The sequence below is a fragment of the Kurthia huakuii LAM0618 genome (genome assembly GCF_000505545.1).
GTDB lineage: Bacteria > Bacillota > Bacilli > Bacillales_A > Planococcaceae > Kurthia > Kurthia huakuii.
Map to the genome: position 1 here is coordinate 1 of NZ_AYTB01000002.1, position 15,893 is coordinate 15,893.

The following is a 15,893-nucleotide window of genomic DNA, read 5'->3' on the forward strand; positions in this document are numbered from 1 at the left end:
CGCCTCCTAAAAGGTAACGGAGGCGCCCAAAGGTTCCCTCAGAATGGTTGGAAATCATTCGCAGAGTGTAAAGGCACAAGGGAGCTTGACTGCGAGACCTACAAGTCGAGCAGGGTCGAAAGACGGGCTTAGTGATCCGGTGGTTCCGCATGGAAGGGCCATCGCTCAACGGATAAAAGCTACCCTGGGGATAACAGGCTTATCTCCCCCAAGAGTCCACATCGACGGGGAGGTTTGGCACCTCGATGTCGGCTCATCGCATCCTGGGGCTGTAGTCGGTCCCAAGGGTTGGGCTGTTCGCCCATTAAAGCGGTACGCGAGCTGGGTTCAGAACGTCGTGAGACAGTTCGGTCCCTATCCGTCGTGGGCGTAGGAAATTTGAGAGGAGCTGTCCTTAGTACGAGAGGACCGGGATGGACACACCGCTGGTGTACCAGTTGTCTTGCCAAAGGCATCGCTGGGTAGCTATGTGTGGACGGGATAAGTGCTGAAAGCATCTAAGCATGAAGCCCCCCTCAAGATGAGATTTCCCATTACGCAAGTAAGTAAGACCCCTGAAAGACGATCAGGTAGATAGGTTCGAGATGGAAGTATGGCGACATACGGAGTTGACGAATACTAATAGGTCGAGGACTTAACCAAATATACTTTCATGTCACATTTTATCCAGTTTTGAAAGAACAATTCTTTCAAGGAACTTACGCTAAGTTCACAACGTCCATGTTGTAACACGTAAGTCAGTACATCCTTGTACGTAAGTCTAGTGATGATGGCAAAGAGGTCACACCTGTTCCCATGCCGAACACAGTAGTTAAGCTCTTTAGCGCCAATGGTAGTTGGGGGTTTCCCCCTGCGAGAGTAGGACGTTGCTAGGCACACGAAGTACCGATTTTTATCGGTGCTTTTTTTGTATTTTCAATTAGACTGTGGATATTTGCCAAACACGACACTTTTAATATACAGTGGATAAGTGAAGGATGATTAGATGAAAAAATGGATAGCGATTTTAGCAGTGATCGGCTTATTAGGTTGTTTTTTATATGCTAATCAACAATGGCTTCATCTAACGAAATATACAATGACCTTAAAAAAGCTACCCAAAGAAATGGATGGCTTGAAAATTGTACAAATTTCGGATTTGCATCATGCAGAATTTGGACCTGAACAAAGTAAGTTGATTGAAAAAGTGAAAGACGAAAAACCAGATATGATTGTTATTACAGGGGATTTGGTCGATCGTTATCGCTATGACTTAGATAATAGTTTAGAGGCTGTTGAGGGCTTTGTGAAGATTGCACCTGTTTATTATGTAAATGGGAATCATGAAGTGTCATTAAATGATGTGCCACAAATCAACAAATTATTGAGAAGTATTGGTGTACATGTGTTAGAAAATGAAACGGTGTCATATTATCGTAATGGTGCGGCCATCGACATTATCGGTATTGATGATCCGCTTAATGGTAAAGAGTCTCCGGAGATGTTGCGTGAGGCGTTAGTCGGTACATCAGATAAAACGTTTCGATTATTGCTGGCACATCGCCCAGAATATTATCAAGACTATGTAGATGCGGGCATTGATTTAACGTTTAATGGGCATGCACATGGCGGCCAGATAAGAGTTCCTGGTATTGGAGGTCTTGTCGATCATCAGATGAATTTATTCCCGTCACATATTGAAGGCATTGAACGCAAAGGTCAGCTGACACAAGTGATTAGCAGAGGCCTTGGTAATAGTCGTGTTAATGTGCGTATTTTTAATCCACCTGAAATTGTCGTAGCCACGCTACATTCGGAAAAGTGATCATGATTGATCACTTTTTTTATTTTGCACGAAGAAAAATACTTGACATGATTTATTACGCTGAAATAGAAAAAGCATGGACTTTTGAGCTATAACTGTGCTTAATATGGATTTTTGCGTAAAAATAAGTGATTCCATTGACGATATTGGATTATCGTTTAAAATTTAAATGAGAATGATAATCAGTTAATCGGAGGGAATAGGATATGAAAAAGTTTTTAGCAATGGCATTGGCATTTATTTTAGCGCTCGCATTAATCCCAGCGCAACAAGGGCAAGCTAAATTAAAGGATGGTACGTATAAAGTGAATTATACGGTTATGAATGCACAAGGAAATTCGACTTCTTATGGCAATGATTATTTTGTGAAGCCAGCAACAATTACTGTGAAAAATGGCAAAATGACCGCGCGCATTACAATTAAAAAAAGTAGTTGGATTAAAAAGTTTTCAGCTACAACGGGTGGCAATAAGGTCGTAAGCCGCAATAAAAAGAAAGATACACGTGTTGTGCAATTTAAAGTGAGTAGCTTGAGCTCGAAAAAACCGACAAAAGTGAAAACACGTGTGGAGATTCCTTCACAAAATTACTACCATTCATACACAATGAAATTGAAATTTGGTTCTGTGAAAAAGGTGAAGTAACGTGAAAAAAAGATGGTTACTACTACTCGCTAGCTGCATGATGCTCGTTGCGTGTAGCAATGAAAAGACAGAAGAAAAGGCGGCTGCAGAAGCGACGGCTGATACGAAAACAGTGGTCGCTGGAACGATGGTTGTAGCGGACATTTTGGATAAGTTAGAAATTGATTCAGTTGTTGGGGTACCCACATCAACGGTGGAGCTACCAGTACGTTATAAAGATGCAACAGAGATTGGCAATGCGATGAACCCCGATATGGAAGTCGTGAAATCATTAAAACCGGATGTCTTTATTTCGGTGACGACGCTTGAGTATGATTTAAAGCCTGCTGTGAAGAATATTAATGTAGAGGGGCAATACCTCGATCTACAAGGTGTCACGCAAATGCAGCAGACGATTTTAGCGCTCGGAAAAGAATTTGACCGTGAGGCGCAAGCGCAGAAACTCGTTGCGTCTTTTGATGCGAAGCTAGCAGCATTAAAAGAGCAGACTGCGCATAAAACGAAACCGAAAGTATTAGCAGTTTTAGGAGTGCCAGGGAGCTATTTAGTCGCCACTGAGCATTCATACATTGGTAGTTTAATCGAAGCTGCTGGAGGCGAAAATGCGATTCAAGGACCTTCAGAAGAGTACTTAGCATCGAATACAGAATATTTACAGCAAAGTAAGCCAGACATTATTTTGTGTATGGCACACGGTATGCCAGATGAAGTAATGGCCATGTTTGATAAGGAATTTAAAACGAATACGGTGTGGAAACATTTTGATGCCGTAAAACAGGGGCGTGTCTATGACTTAGAGGAGCCGTTATTTCAAACGACGGCTAATCTTCAATTAGGTGATGCGCTTGACGAATTATATCGAATTTTTTATGAGGAACAATAGGGGATTATGATGACAAAAAGGATTGTAAGCTTTGTAGGAGTGACGTTACTGTTGCTTGTCGCGATTTTTTTCTCGGCAACGACAGGTAGCGTCAATATGGGGTTAGGTGAATTTATTCGCGCATTGTTTGGTGCACATAATGACGATTTTGCGGTTATTAAAGATTTGCGCTTCCCGCGAATTATTATTGCTATTTTTGCAGGTGCTGCGCTATCCGTAGCAGGTGCATTGTTGCAAGCTGTGATGCGTAACCCACTAGCAGATGCAGGGGTGATCGGGATTTCAGCTGGTGCAGGTTTTATGTCGATGTTCATTATTACGTTTGTGCCAACGCTATTTTTCTTTACACCACTGTTTGCGTTTATCGGTGGGGCACTTGCTTGCTTCCTCGTCTTTGCATTGTCGTGGAAGTCAGGGCTAGAGCCGATGCGGTTGATTTTAGTCGGCATTGCGATTAGTGCGGTATTTACGGGACTGCGCGAGGCCTTCATTATGATTTGTAGCTATATGAATGTGACGATTGATGGCTCGTTTACATCGAATATGACGATGAAAACATGGACTGAAGTGGAAATTATGGTGCTGTACGGCACGATTGGTTTAGTGCTCGCATGGCTGCTTGTGAAATGGTGTAATTTACTGACACTCGATGATAAAACGGTGCGCAGTCTAGGCTTTCCATTAATGACAGCGCGCGTCATCATCGCGGCTGTCGCGGTTTTATTATCAGCGATTGCGACGGCTGTTGCAGGTGTTATTTCATTTGTTGGCTTGTTGATTCCACATATTGCACGGCGCCTTGTCGGCAATGATTATAAATACGTCATTCCGTTTTCGATGCTTGCAGGGGCGCTATTAATTTTAGTGGCGGATACGTTAGGACGGACATTAGTAGCACCGCAAGAAATTCCCGCCTCTACATTGATGGCTATTATCGGCGGGCCATTTTTAATTTTCTTACTGCGAAGAGGTGACCGAGCGAAATGAATATTGACCATGTAACGTTATCATACGATGGCAGTCGCAATCATTTAGAAAATGTGTCGACGATTATTCCACAACAAAAGATTACGACGATTATTGGGCCAAATGGCAGCGGCAAATCGACGCTATTAAATGTCATTTCACGTAATCATAAAGTGAATAGTGGGATTGTTACAGTTGAGCAAAAAGATATTTTAACATTTAAGCCAAAGGAGTTTGCGCGCAAATTAGCGATTGTTTATCAGCATAATACGACGCCTGAGGAGCTAACGGTTGAGAAGCTTGTCGCATTTGGCCGCGTGCCGCATCAAAGCTTTATGAAACGTCAAACAACACTTGACGATGAGGCGGTTGATTGGGCGCTTACGGTGACGAACTTATTGGATAAACGCGAGCGCTCGCTAATGGCACTGTCAGGCGGCGAACGTCAACGCGTATGGATTGCGATGGCGCTTGCACAGCGTACGGCGATTTTATGCTTAGATGAGCCGACGACGTACTTAGATATGTATTATCAGCTTGAGCTACTCGATTTAGTCAAGCGATTAAATGATGAGCACGGGTTAACGATTGTTATGGTGCTTCATGATATGAATCAGGCGCTGCGCTATAGCGACCACATCATCATGATGAACGATGGCTACATTGTAGCGGAAGGAACACCAAGAGAGGTCGTGACGGCTGAACGTGTTTATGATGTGTACGGTGTGACATCGCGCATTTATGAGGATGACGAGCTAGGGACAGTTATGTTGCCAATTTCACGCTAAAAAAGAGCAGGAAGTGCATAATGGCGCTTCCTGCTCTTTTTAGTTTACTCGCGCTACACGAATAACAGAAAAAATCGCACAAATGACAACGGGGATTCCAAGATAGAGTGTGAAGTCGATGCCGAGGTCAAGTGAGCCGAGGACAATAAACAATATGCCAGCTACTAAAAAGGAAATCGTAATCATCATCGCTGTTTGCTTAGGCATACGTTGACGCAAAAAATTGCCAATTACCCAATATTCGGTGATGCCCATGATTGTACCTACTGAGAGCATTAAAACTGCAATGGTCATATGCATCCACCTTTCTATAGTATTCTTTACCCGGGCGTTGAAAAAAAGAACCGCACTAATGTGCAGTTCCTTTAGAGTGTAATGCCTGTTTTCGTTGTTCTAAAATGGTCGGTAAAATCATACCACCGATTATGAGAATGATACCAAAAATTTGTAAGTTTGTCAGTACTTCGCCAAGGACGATAACCGATGCAATAATTGCTACCGGTAATTCTGTCGCACTTAAAATCGAGGCTGTGGCGCCACCAACTTTTGGGACCGCAATCGAGAATAAAATAATCGGTAAAATAATCCCGAAGAAGCCAAGTGCTAGACCAAAGTATAATAAGTCTGTCGTAAATAGCTTGCCGTTAGTGATGACTTCTGGTGATTGGAAAATCAACACGATGATCAATGCGAAAATCGACATTAGTAACATACGGCTAATCGGTGTGACACCTTCGACTTGCTTTGAGTTAAATTGCATAAAGCACGCAAAGCTAAATGCTGCTGCAAAGCCAAATGCCCAACCACGCCAGTCAAGACCTGTTAAATCAGCGTCAATGACACCGGCAGCTAAAATCGTCCCAACGATTAAAATCGCAATCGAAATGATTTCTGGACGTTTTGGTAGGCGGCGGTGAACGACGCAGTCTAATAGTACGCCAATCCATGTAAATTGGAAGAGCATCACGACTGCAAGTGACGCTGGTAAATAGTGTACTGATTGTCCGTAAACAATACCGGTTGTTCCTGTTAGAAGACCAGCACACATAATAATTAAAAATCCTTTGCCTGTTAGTTTAGGCATCGAGCGTTGTGTCAAAATAAAAAGAAAGGCTGCTAATAAAAAGCCAATTACATATTGTGCAGTGACGGCTTCTGAGGTTGTAAAACCATGTTCCATCGCAACTTTAATCATCGTTGATAAAATCCCATAGCAGCTTGAGCCAATAATGATTAACAGCGGATAAAGTAATTTTTTGTTCATATTTTTTGTACTCCTCAAGTAAATTCACTTTCCCCATCATAACAATTCTTTCTATAATGAAAAAGGACATATGTCCAAAAAGAGGAGGCTTTGCGTGAAGATTGTTAAAAATGAACATTTATTACATGAAAAATTAGTGACGTATCATTTTGAAACGATATTTCCTCAGCTAAAAAAGCATCCATTTGTGCTACAAGCATTTGAAGCGGGTGAGGTGATGCTTGCCGAGGGGGCGGACATGACGAGCTTGCTGTATTTAGTCGAGGGCACGATGAAGGCGACTGCGAGTGTAGGAAACGGGAAATCGTTGTTGTTGCGCTTTAATCATCCACTAGCGGTCATTGGCGACATCGAATTTATTCGCCATGTACCGGTGCAATCACAAATCACCGCGGTGACGGACTGCCTGTGCATCGCGTTGTCATTTGAATATTTGCGGCGCTTTGAAATGAACAATGCGGCCTTTTTAAAGTCGCTGTTGCAACATGTGACGTATAAATTACAGACGAATACGACGGCGTCGCGCGTCAATTTACTATCATCGGTCGACCAGCGCTTTGCGAGTTACTTATTGTCGGTAACTGATAGCGAGGATTTTGCGTATGACATGCAGTATGCGAGCGTTAGCGAAATTGCCGATTTACTTGGGACGACACATCGTCATCTAAATCGCGTGATGAAGCAGCTAGTTGAACGGCGCGTTATCGAAAAAAGTCGCCGTTCAATCCATATTTTAAATAAAGCAGCGCTCGAAGAATTGTCACAAGGGGCACGTTATGAATAAAAAAAGTATCGCCCGGAAGCGATACTTTTTTAATGTAATTCTTTTACTAAGTGGTCAAATTCTTCGCCGATAATCATCCACGGCTCAGAGAACTTAAAGCCAACGCGTTCGTACAATTGACGTGCGCGTACTTTTTGTTTTTCGACACTAAGTGATACTTTATGATAGCCTTTTTCTTTCGCTACAACATCGGCATGGTTTAATAGCGCTGTACCGACACCTTGGCCACGATGTGCACGTGATGAGCAAATCGTATCAATATAAAATTCATCTGGGCGCGCTTCTACTTCAATTGTAGGAACAGCGGCCCCTTTATCTGCTAACCATTTTTCTAAGTTTTTATCGAGTGTTTCCGCTTTATCGCCGCCGTACACGACCATAACGCCTGCAAACTCCCCATCAAGCTCTGCCACATACGTGTTCAAATATGAATGACGGTTCGCTGTGCGTTTAAACAGCTCATCTAACATTTGTAATACTTTTTCAGAATCTTCTTCACCTGTTAAACGATTGGCAATTTCATCGATTGCATCTACGATTAACGGTGCAGCAAGTACGCCATCTTCCGGCTTCGCTGGTCGAATGGTTACTACCATGAAAAATCATCTCCTCTAGACAGCAGTATAGCAGAGCTTTATGAAAAATGCGTTCAATATACTTAAAAATGCAGTAGAATTTTCACATTTTCAAAAAAATTGACGTAATTCTTTTTCAACTAGCTTTCATGTTGTCTGACTTCTATGGTACGATATGGGGACATATTATTTTGAAGGAGCAGAGCAATGACACAGTCCAAAAAAGAGTTCGTTTTATTATATGGGGACGCATTTGTTGATTTTATTTCAAACGACCGAACAAATACAACATTTACGAAGTTTTTAGGGGGAACAACGGTTAATGTAGCTGCAGGTGTAGCTCGTATTGGCGCACCAGCCGCATTAATTACACTTACAGGTGATGACGAAGTATCCGAATTCGTACGCGATGAAATTACGACGGAGGGTGTTCGTTTAGATTACGCGAAAATGGTTCCAGAAAAACGTGTCACAAGTGTAGATGTTTATTTGTTAGAAGGCAATGAACGCATGTTTACAAACTATATTGATGAAACACCAGATTTACAAGTAGAAGCGGATTCTTTAGCGGAAGAAGCATTTGAAAAAGCTTCTGTTTTTAGCTTTTGTTCCAATACAATGTTCCACCCTGTCGCATTAGAAACGACGAAAAAAGCTGTTCATTTAGCGGTGAAACATGAGGCGATTATTGCGATGGATGCCAATATCCGTCCGCTGCGCTGGGAAAGTCCGAAGCAATGCCATGACACAATCGCTGAATTTTTATCACAAGCAGATGTGTTAAAACTTGCCGATGAAGAGCTGTTATTCTTAATGGAAGCAGACACAATCGAAGAAGGTATCGAAAAGTTAGCGGCATACAATATCGGTTTAGTGATGATTACAGTTGGCGCTAATGGCACATATTTAGTCATGAACGGAGAAACGCGTCACGTGCCGTCTATCGACATTGTGTGCGTTGATACGACAGGTGCTGGCGATGCCTTTATGTCCGGGATTTTACGTCAAATCCACTTACAAGGGATGCCTACAACAATAGATGAAGCATTTGACTATGTGTATTTTGCGAATCGCTTGGGCGCGATGGCTGCGACAAAGCCGGGCGCGATTACGGCGATGCCACATTTAAAAGATATTCAACAATTAATCAACGCATAATCGTTAGCGAGCAGCTCAGAATCATTTCTGGGCTGCTTTTTTTTTAGGAGAATTCTGTATACTGAGAGAAAGACGGGGGGAAAGTACATGAAGAAAGTTGCGAATGTGACAGGAAATCCGGTATATCCGATTATTTTAGCGATTGGCTTTTGCCATCTATTTAATGATACGCTGCAGGCGGTCGTACCGGCGATGTTTCCGGTGCTTGAAAACGAAATGGGGCTGACCTTTACACAGCTCGGCTTTATCACGTTTACACTGCAAATGATTGCGTCGGTATTGCAACCGGTGTTTGGTTATTATAGTGACAAAAAGCCAAAGCCATTTTGGTTGCCGCTCGCGATGACGTCATCGTCGATTGGGATTTTAGGACTCGCATTTGCGCCAAGTTATGCGTGGATTATCGTGTCGATGATTTTTTTAGGGCTTGGTTCGGCGATTTTTCATCCGGAGGGCTCGAAAGTATCGTTTATGGCGGCTGGTTCAAAGCGTGGGTTAGCGCAGTCTATTTATCAAGTTGGTGGCAATGTGGGGCAGTCACTCGCACCGTTAATTAGTGCCTTTGTGCTCGTACCGTTTGGACAAATCGGTGCCGCGTGGTTTTTAATTGTGTCATCAGTTGGCATTTTTGTACTTTCACGCATTGCTTTGTGGTATCGTGATGTTTTAGAAGAAGAAAAGCGCTCGAAGAAAAAACGCATGCTTATTTCTAAATTTACGGCGCTGACGAAGAAGCAAGTCTATTCGGCACTTGGCATATTATTGTTCTTATTATTTATTCGTTCATTTTACGTGGCCAATATTACAAACTTCTACGTCTTTCATTTAATGGAGCATTATGATTTACACGTTAAATCCGCACAAATTATCGTGTTTGTCTTTTTATTTTTCGGCGCCATTGGGACGTTTGTCGGCGGGCCACTCGCTGACCGTATTGGCAGTAAACATGTCATTATGGCATCGATGATTATTCCGATGCCGTTTGCGCTCATGTTGCCGTATGTTCCGCTGTGGGGCGCGTGGGTACTAGCATTCATCATTGGTTTTAGTATTATGCTGAGCTTCTCGGTGACGGTCGTCTATGCACAGGAGCTTGTGCCGGATAAAATTGGCATGATGTCAGGACTAACGGTCGGTTTATCGTTTGGTATGGGAGCACTTGGCTCGGTTGTGATTGGCGTGCTGATGGACCAGCTTGGCATTACGGCGACGATGCAACTTGTTAGTTTTTTACCGCTACTCGGCATTTTTGGCTTTTTCATGCCAAACGACCGCAAAGTATAACGAAAAAGAAGCGGTTAGGACAACATACGTCCTTTTTCTTTTTTCGCGTTCGCAACGAAAAACCGGAACCGCGCCACAGCGCAATTCCGGTTTTTTTATGCTCATCGGAGCGGTTGTTTTTACACATCTGTTCCAATCTCTTCTTACTTTATGCGGATTCAAATTCCGGTAGCTTTTTGGCATCTAGTTCATCGACAGCGCCTTCATCAATTGGAATTTCATGGAGCGCACCTTTGTACATGAATTTAAAAATGCCATTTTCAAAATCCGTACCAATTTCCTTAAAGAAAATCCCTTCACAAATCATGTTTTTCTTACACACAAATGTGACTTTGTAGCGATCTTCTTCATGGACTAAATATGCACGTGCCCCTTTTTCAAACATCGTGTCATTTGAATTAATAACTTCACGTTCAACTGATACGACATGTAAATCAACGAATGGTAGTGCACGTAACAATAAGTTGACGAACGAGCCTTTTGTAATTTCTTCCCAGCGACTTTGCGCTGTCTGGCCGATAATCGCTTGCGTAATGTTTAAATCATGACAAACTTCGGCGATAACGCGTTGAATCGGGCGGTCTTCATCATCTTTAATAATAAATTCCTCGACTTCGAGTTCATCGCAAAGCGTGTGCCACTGCTCGAGGCTGTCGCGTTTAGTTGAATCGATTTCGTCTAGCGGTAGTCGATCAATTGTTAATACATATAAAGGACAATCGAGCATTTGCGCGATTTCATGTCCCCTGCGAATTAAACGTTCTCCGTTTGGACCGTAGTACACACATACTAAAATGCTTTCATCCATACGTCCGCGTAAATATTTCACAGAAATTCCCACCTTTTCAACGATTTTTTGTGTTTTCAATATAATTTCATACGAAATCAATCCTCATCGATGAAAAATGCGAGAGGATTGTGTATAATTTTAGTATAAAAATAACTCAAAACAGCTTTTTATTGTTCGAAATAGATGCTGTTTTATGTGCTATTTTACGACAGAAGAATCGTAGGACATTCTTTTTTACTGTATGGCTATCTATTATGATGGCTTACTACAACAACGTCAAGTAAATTGAAAAAGGAGGACAAAAGATTTGTGACCATTCATTTCGCAATTATTTTCCCATTATTGATGGCTGCACTTATTCCATTTATTTATAAGGCATTTACAAAGGTGAAAATCGGCTGGTTTGTGTTACTTGCACCAGTGACGGTATTTATTTTACTAGCGCGCCTTATTCCACTGATTTCCTCAGGTGAAACTCAAACGCATACATATGAGTGGATCCCATCGCTCGGCATTAACTTTACGACATATTTAGACGGTTTAAGTATGATTTTCGGCTTGTTAATTTCCGGCGTTGGGGCGCTCGTTGTGCTCTATTCTATTTTTTATTTATCCACAAAAGAAGCACTTCATAATTTTTATTGCTACTTACTACTATTCATGGGTGCGATGCTTGGCGTCGTATTCTCAGACAACTTAATGGTGCTTTATGCATTTTGGGAATTAACGAGCGTCTCGTCATTCCTATTAATCGCCTTTTGGCATCACCGCCGCGCCTCAAAAGCAGGTGCACGAAAATCGATGCTCATTACCGTTACAGGCGGTATTGCGATGCTTGCCGGTTTTATTATGCTGCATGCGATGACCGATACGTTTAGTATTCGCGCAATGATTGCACAAGCACCATCACTCGTTGAGCATACGCTTTTTATTCCGGCTATGATTTGTGTATTATTAGGCGCCTTTACAAAATCCGCACAATTTCCATTCCACATTTGGTTACCTGATGCGATGGAAGCACCAACACCGGTTAGCGCATATTTGCATTCGGCAACGATGGTGAAGGCAGGGATTTATGTAGTCGCGCGTCTAACCCCGCTATTTGCTTATGATTTAACATGGTTTTGGACGGTCATGATTGTCGGGCTTATTACGCTATTTTGGGGTTCGTTTAATGCGGTGAAGCAGACTGATTTAAAAGCATTACTCGCGTTTTCAACCGTTAGTCAGCTCGGCTTAATTATGAGTTTGCTTGGAATAGGCTCGCTTGCGTTTCATGTGGACATAGATGCCACGGCGATTATTTATACACAAGCCGCTTTTGCTGCCTTATTTCATTTAATCAATCACTCCACATTTAAAGGCGCCTTATTTATGATGGTTGGCATCATTGACCATGAGGCGGGAACGCGCGATATTCGCCGCCTTGGTGGTTTGATGACGATTATGCCAGCGACGTTTACAATCGCCGTCATCGGGAGTATGTCGATGGCAGGGCTACCGCCGTTTAATGGCTTTTTAAGTAAGGAAATGTTTTTCACATCGGCACTTCATATCGCAGAAGCTGATGTGTTGTCACGTGCAAGTGCTACGGCGCTCGTACCGGTTATTGCCTGGATTGCGAGTGTCTTTACATTTATTTATTGCATGATTATTGTCGTTAAAACATTCTTTGGGACGACCGAAAAATTACCGCAAGACCGTAAGATACATGAGGCTCCGCTTGGCATGCTTATTTCCCCATTTGTGCTCGTGTTTTTTGTCATTGCGATTTTCTTTTTCCCGAATGTGTTAGCGACGTATATTTTAGCGCCGGCGATGGTAAGTATTTATCCGGGGCTTGCGTCGATGCAAGAGATGACGCCACATGTTTATGCATGGCATGGTTTTAATACCGAGCTCATCATGACGCTTGGCGTTGTGCTGTTAGGGTTTGTCCTATACCGGACGCTTGCTGTGTGGCGCCGCATTTACAATACGTTGCCGGCACAGTTTACGCTTAATCATGTTTTTAATCGTGTGCTAAGCGAAGGTGAGAATGTGTCGTCATTCGTGACAAAACTGTATATGACTAGTTCACTACGCCATTATTCGCTGTACATTTATGTGTTTTTAATTGTGATAATTGGAGGCTATTTCATCGTGAATGATGCCTTCCGTTTTAGCATGGCAAATAATGCGGAAATTCATGTGTATGAAGTATTGCTCGTATTTATGATGGCCGTTGCAGCTGTCGCAATGCTATTTGTCCAGTCGCGCGTCACGGCGACGGTGTTAAATGGTGTGATTGGCTTTGGTATTTCGATTTTCTTCGTTATTTTCCGCGCGCCAGATTTAGCGCTGACACAGCTCATCGTCGAATCAGTGACGACGGTCTTATTTTTATTATGCTTCACGTATTTACCAGCGTGGAAGCCTGAAAAATCATCACGTCGCGAAAAGACGACCAATGCGTTTATTGCGCTATTTGTTGGCGCACTCGTTGTTCTCGTGTCGTTATCGGTACTGCATTTCAATGAATTTAAGACAATTTCATCTTTCTTTGAAAATGCCTATGAGCTTGCGGGTGGTAAAAATATCGTCAATACGATTTTAGGTGATTTCCGCGCCTTTGATACGATGCTTGAAGTCGTCGTGCTTTGTATTGCCGGGATTGGTGTCTATACGATGATTAAATTTAGAATGAGGAAGGGAGACGACCGTCATGAGAATTAATGATGTTATTTTACGGACGGTTGTACGCTTTGTCGTCTTCATTATTTTAACGCTCGCGATTTATTTGTTTTTTGCCGGGCATTATTCGCCAGGTGGAGGCTTTATCGGTGGTTTAGTCATTGCGTCGGCATTTGTCTTATTGTATTTAACATTCGACATTGAAAAGGTACAGCAAGGCATTCCGGTAGATTTTAAAAAAGTAGCGGCACTCGGCGTCTTTTTAGCAGTAGGGACGGGTTTTGGTTCGGTGTTATTTGGCGCTGATTTTCTGACACAGACGGCACAAAAATTCCATATCCCACTACTTGGGGACAAGGAATTAGGTACGGTGATGATTTTTGAGCTTGGTGTCGCACTAACGGTTGTTGGTGTTGTGATGACGATTATTGTCAGTATTGCAGAGGGGGACGGGGACTAATGGAAACGTTAATGATTTTATTGATTGGCGTGCTCGTCTCTGTCGCCACGTATTTAGTATTATCGCGCAACGTTATTCGCGTGATTTTAGGGACGGCCGTTTTATCACATGCGGTCCATTTATTAATTTTAACGATTGGTGAAGTGAAAAAAGGTGAGGCGCCACTACTTGGCAATCAAACAGCAAATGGTCCGTATACGGATGCATTGCCGCAGGCGTTAATTTTAACGGCGATTGTCATTAGTTTTGCGGTAACGGCATTTGTGCTCGTACTCGCATTTCGTGCATACAAAACGAATGGTACCGATGATTTAGAGCAGTTGCGAGGTGATGAGCATGACTAATTTGATTGTGATGCCACTCGTTATACCAATTCTCGTAGCGGTCTTACTCATTTTCTTGCGCAATTATCGTTATTTGCAGCGCGCCATTGTTGTCGTGACGCTTGTTGCGATGATTGTCATGAGCGTGATGTTACTACAACTTGTGCATACAGAAGGAATTCAGCGCGTTGATTTTGGTGGCTGGCAACCGCCATTTGGTATTTTATTTGTCGCAGATCCGTTTGCGGTCTTACTTGTCGTCATCGCAAATGCCGTGACGCTCTGTTGTATGCTTTACGCGTTTCGTTCGTTTTCACCACACTATGAGCGAATGTTTGCCTATCCACTAATGCTCATGATGCTTGCGGGCGTTAACGGTTCATTTTTAACGGGCGATATTTTCAATTTATTCGTGTGCTTTGAAGTGATGTTGCTTGCGTCCTATGCGCTAATTGCACTTGGTGGTCGCGCGGAGCAGCTTCGTGAGTCACTCAAGTACGTCATTATTAATATTGTGGCGTCGTGGCTATTTCTTGTCGCGATTGCCTTTTTATACGGTACAATTGGAACGCTAAACATGGCACATATTGCCCAGCGTGTGCAAGAGCTTGGGCCGGACCCACTCATTACGACAATTGCGCTATTTTTCTTAGTTGTCTTTGCGTTAAAGGGCGGACTGCTGTTGTTCTTCTGGTTACCGGGGTCTTATAGTGTGCCACCTGTACCGATTGCGGCGATGTTTGCGGCGTTACTGACGAAGGTTGGGATTTATGCGATTATCCGCACGTTTACACTTCTATTTACGACGCAGCCAAACGTGACACATGGGTTGATTACTGTGATGGCGATTAGTACGCTAATTGCCGGTTCGCTTGGCGCCATTGCGTACCGCGATATTCGCCAGATTGCGGCGTTTAATGTTGTTATTGGTGTTGGCTTTGTGTTGCTCGCTGTTGGCGCAAATAATGAAGCGGCTTATGCTGGCGCACTTTATTACATGATGCACGATATGGTCGGGAAGGCGATGCTATTTTTAATTTGTGGCACGATGATTTATTTGACGAAGCAGGAGCGCTACGACGATATGAGTGGTCTTATTCATCACTATCCGCTGTTTGGCTGGATGTTCCTTGTCGTCATGGTCGCGCTGACAGGTATGCCACCATTTAGTGGTTTTGTTGGCAAGGTTCTGATGGGGCAAGGGCTTGTTGCATCGGGTTCTTACATTTCACTGGCGGTTGGTTTTGGTGCGAGCGTCATCGTGTTGTATTCACTGTTACGCGTCATGCTTCATGCGATTTTCGGTGAAACGATGATTGCTGATGAGGATAAAGTAAAGCTACCAAAGTCCATGTTGCTACCGATTGTCGCACTTGGCGCTATGTCGCTTTATTTAGGTGCGAGTGCTGAAACGTTGATGCCATATGTTACCGATGCGGCGCGTGTTCTTGCGGATTCATCTATTTATATTGAAGCGATTTTAGGAAAGTAGGAGGT

The 15,893-nt window shown here is 43.0% G+C and carries 16 protein-coding genes and 2 rRNA genes; 14 read left to right on the forward strand and 4 right to left on the reverse strand.

The window, feature by feature from the left end; translation table 11 throughout:
* The 7 genes from V514_RS0100010 to V514_RS0100040 form a co-directional block, all read left to right on the forward strand.
* Positions 1–642, forward strand: a 23S ribosomal RNA gene (locus tag V514_RS0100010); the annotation flags it as partial.
* Between the two features lie 117 nt (positions 643–759).
* A 5S ribosomal RNA gene (gene rrf / locus V514_RS0100015) occupies positions 760–875 on the forward strand.
* Between the two features lie 110 nt (positions 876–985).
* Positions 986–1,804: a metallophosphoesterase gene (locus V514_RS0100020; RefSeq protein WP_029497618.1), complete on the forward strand. Its 819-nt coding sequence runs from the start codon at positions 986–988 to the stop codon at positions 1,802–1,804.
* Between the two features lie 206 nt (positions 1,805–2,010).
* Positions 2,011–2,448 carry an NEAT domain-containing protein gene (locus V514_RS0100025; RefSeq protein ID WP_029497619.1) on the forward strand — a complete coding sequence of 146 codons (438 nt, stop codon included), beginning with the start codon at positions 2,011–2,013 and terminating at the stop codon, positions 2,446–2,448.
* A 1-nt stretch (position 2,449) separates the two neighbouring features.
* A complete protein-coding gene (gene isdE, locus V514_RS0100030) occupies positions 2,450–3,331 on the forward strand; it encodes a heme ABC transporter substrate-binding protein IsdE (RefSeq protein ID WP_029497620.1) in 882 nt (293 codons plus the stop codon).
* Between the two features lie 9 nt (positions 3,332–3,340).
* Positions 3,341–4,318, forward strand: a complete 978-nt coding sequence (locus tag V514_RS0100035) for a FecCD family ABC transporter permease (protein ID WP_029497621.1) — start codon at positions 3,341–3,343, stop codon at positions 4,316–4,318.
* Entirely contained in the window at positions 4,315–5,085 is a 771-nt protein-coding gene (locus tag V514_RS0100040) for an ABC transporter ATP-binding protein (protein WP_029497622.1), read from the forward strand. Before V514_RS0100035 ends, V514_RS0100040 begins: the two co-directional genes overlap by 4 nt.
* Before the next feature lie 39 nt (positions 5,086–5,124).
* Here the strand turns inward: V514_RS0100040 and V514_RS0100045 are convergent, their stop codons facing one another.
* Complete coding sequence (locus V514_RS0100045) at positions 5,125–5,379, reverse strand: hypothetical protein (RefSeq protein ID WP_029497623.1); 255 nt, start codon at positions 5,377–5,379, stop codon at positions 5,125–5,127.
* 55 nt (positions 5,380–5,434) lie between these two features.
* The gene (locus V514_RS0100050; protein ID WP_029497624.1) at positions 5,435–6,349 is read right to left on the reverse strand and encodes an EamA family transporter; all 915 of its coding nucleotides are present in this window, start codon (positions 6,347–6,349) and stop codon (positions 5,435–5,437) included.
* A gap of 94 nt (positions 6,350–6,443) precedes the next feature.
* On the opposite strand from V514_RS0100050, the gene V514_RS0100055 reads away from it, so the two are divergent.
* A complete protein-coding gene (locus V514_RS0100055) occupies positions 6,444–7,133 on the forward strand; it encodes a Crp/Fnr family transcriptional regulator (RefSeq protein ID WP_029497625.1) in 690 nt (229 codons plus the stop codon).
* Positions 7,134–7,162: 29 nt separating this feature from the next.
* Here V514_RS0100055 and V514_RS0100060 read toward each other — a convergent pair whose 3' ends face one another.
* Entirely contained in the window at positions 7,163–7,729 is a 567-nt protein-coding gene (locus V514_RS0100060; protein WP_029497626.1) for a GNAT family N-acetyltransferase, read from the reverse strand.
* Positions 7,730–7,915: 186 nt separating this feature from the next.
* Here V514_RS0100060 and V514_RS0100065 point away from each other — a divergent pair, with 186 nt between their 5' ends.
* Complete coding sequence (locus V514_RS0100065) at positions 7,916–8,866, forward strand: carbohydrate kinase family protein (RefSeq protein WP_029497627.1); 951 nt, start codon at positions 7,916–7,918, stop codon at positions 8,864–8,866.
* A gap of 87 nt (positions 8,867–8,953) precedes the next feature.
* The gene (locus V514_RS18610; protein WP_035944038.1) at positions 8,954–10,150 is read left to right on the forward strand and encodes an MFS transporter; all 1,197 of its coding nucleotides are present in this window, start codon (positions 8,954–8,956) and stop codon (positions 10,148–10,150) included.
* Between the two features lie 148 nt (positions 10,151–10,298).
* Here V514_RS18610 and V514_RS0100075 read toward each other — a convergent pair whose 3' ends face one another.
* Positions 10,299–10,979, reverse strand: a complete 681-nt coding sequence (locus tag V514_RS0100075; protein WP_029497628.1) for an adenine nucleotide alpha hydrolase family protein — start codon at positions 10,977–10,979, stop codon at positions 10,299–10,301.
* 270 nt (positions 10,980–11,249) lie between these two features.
* On the opposite strand from V514_RS0100075, the gene V514_RS0100080 reads away from it, so the two are divergent.
* Genes V514_RS0100080 through V514_RS0100095 form a run of 4 tightly spaced genes read left to right on the forward strand, consistent with a single transcriptional unit; the run spans position 11,250 to position 15,888 of the window.
* Positions 11,250–13,655, forward strand: a complete 2,406-nt coding sequence (locus tag V514_RS0100080; RefSeq protein ID WP_029497629.1) for a Na+/H+ antiporter subunit A — start codon at positions 11,250–11,252, stop codon at positions 13,653–13,655.
* Entirely contained in the window at positions 13,645–14,073 is a 429-nt protein-coding gene (locus tag V514_RS0100085) for a Na(+)/H(+) antiporter subunit B (protein WP_029497630.1), read from the forward strand. The genes V514_RS0100080 and V514_RS0100085 overlap by 11 nt, the downstream gene beginning before the upstream one ends.
* Positions 14,073–14,417 (forward strand): Na(+)/H(+) antiporter subunit C, encoded by a 345-nt coding sequence (locus V514_RS0100090; RefSeq protein ID WP_029497631.1) that lies wholly within the window; start codon positions 14,073–14,075, stop codon positions 14,415–14,417. The genes V514_RS0100085 and V514_RS0100090 overlap by 1 nt, the downstream gene beginning before the upstream one ends.
* Entirely contained in the window at positions 14,410–15,888 is a 1,479-nt protein-coding gene (locus tag V514_RS0100095; RefSeq protein WP_029497632.1) for a Na+/H+ antiporter subunit D, read from the forward strand. The genes V514_RS0100090 and V514_RS0100095 overlap by 8 nt, the downstream gene beginning before the upstream one ends.
* Positions 15,889–15,893: the final 5 nt, after the last annotated feature.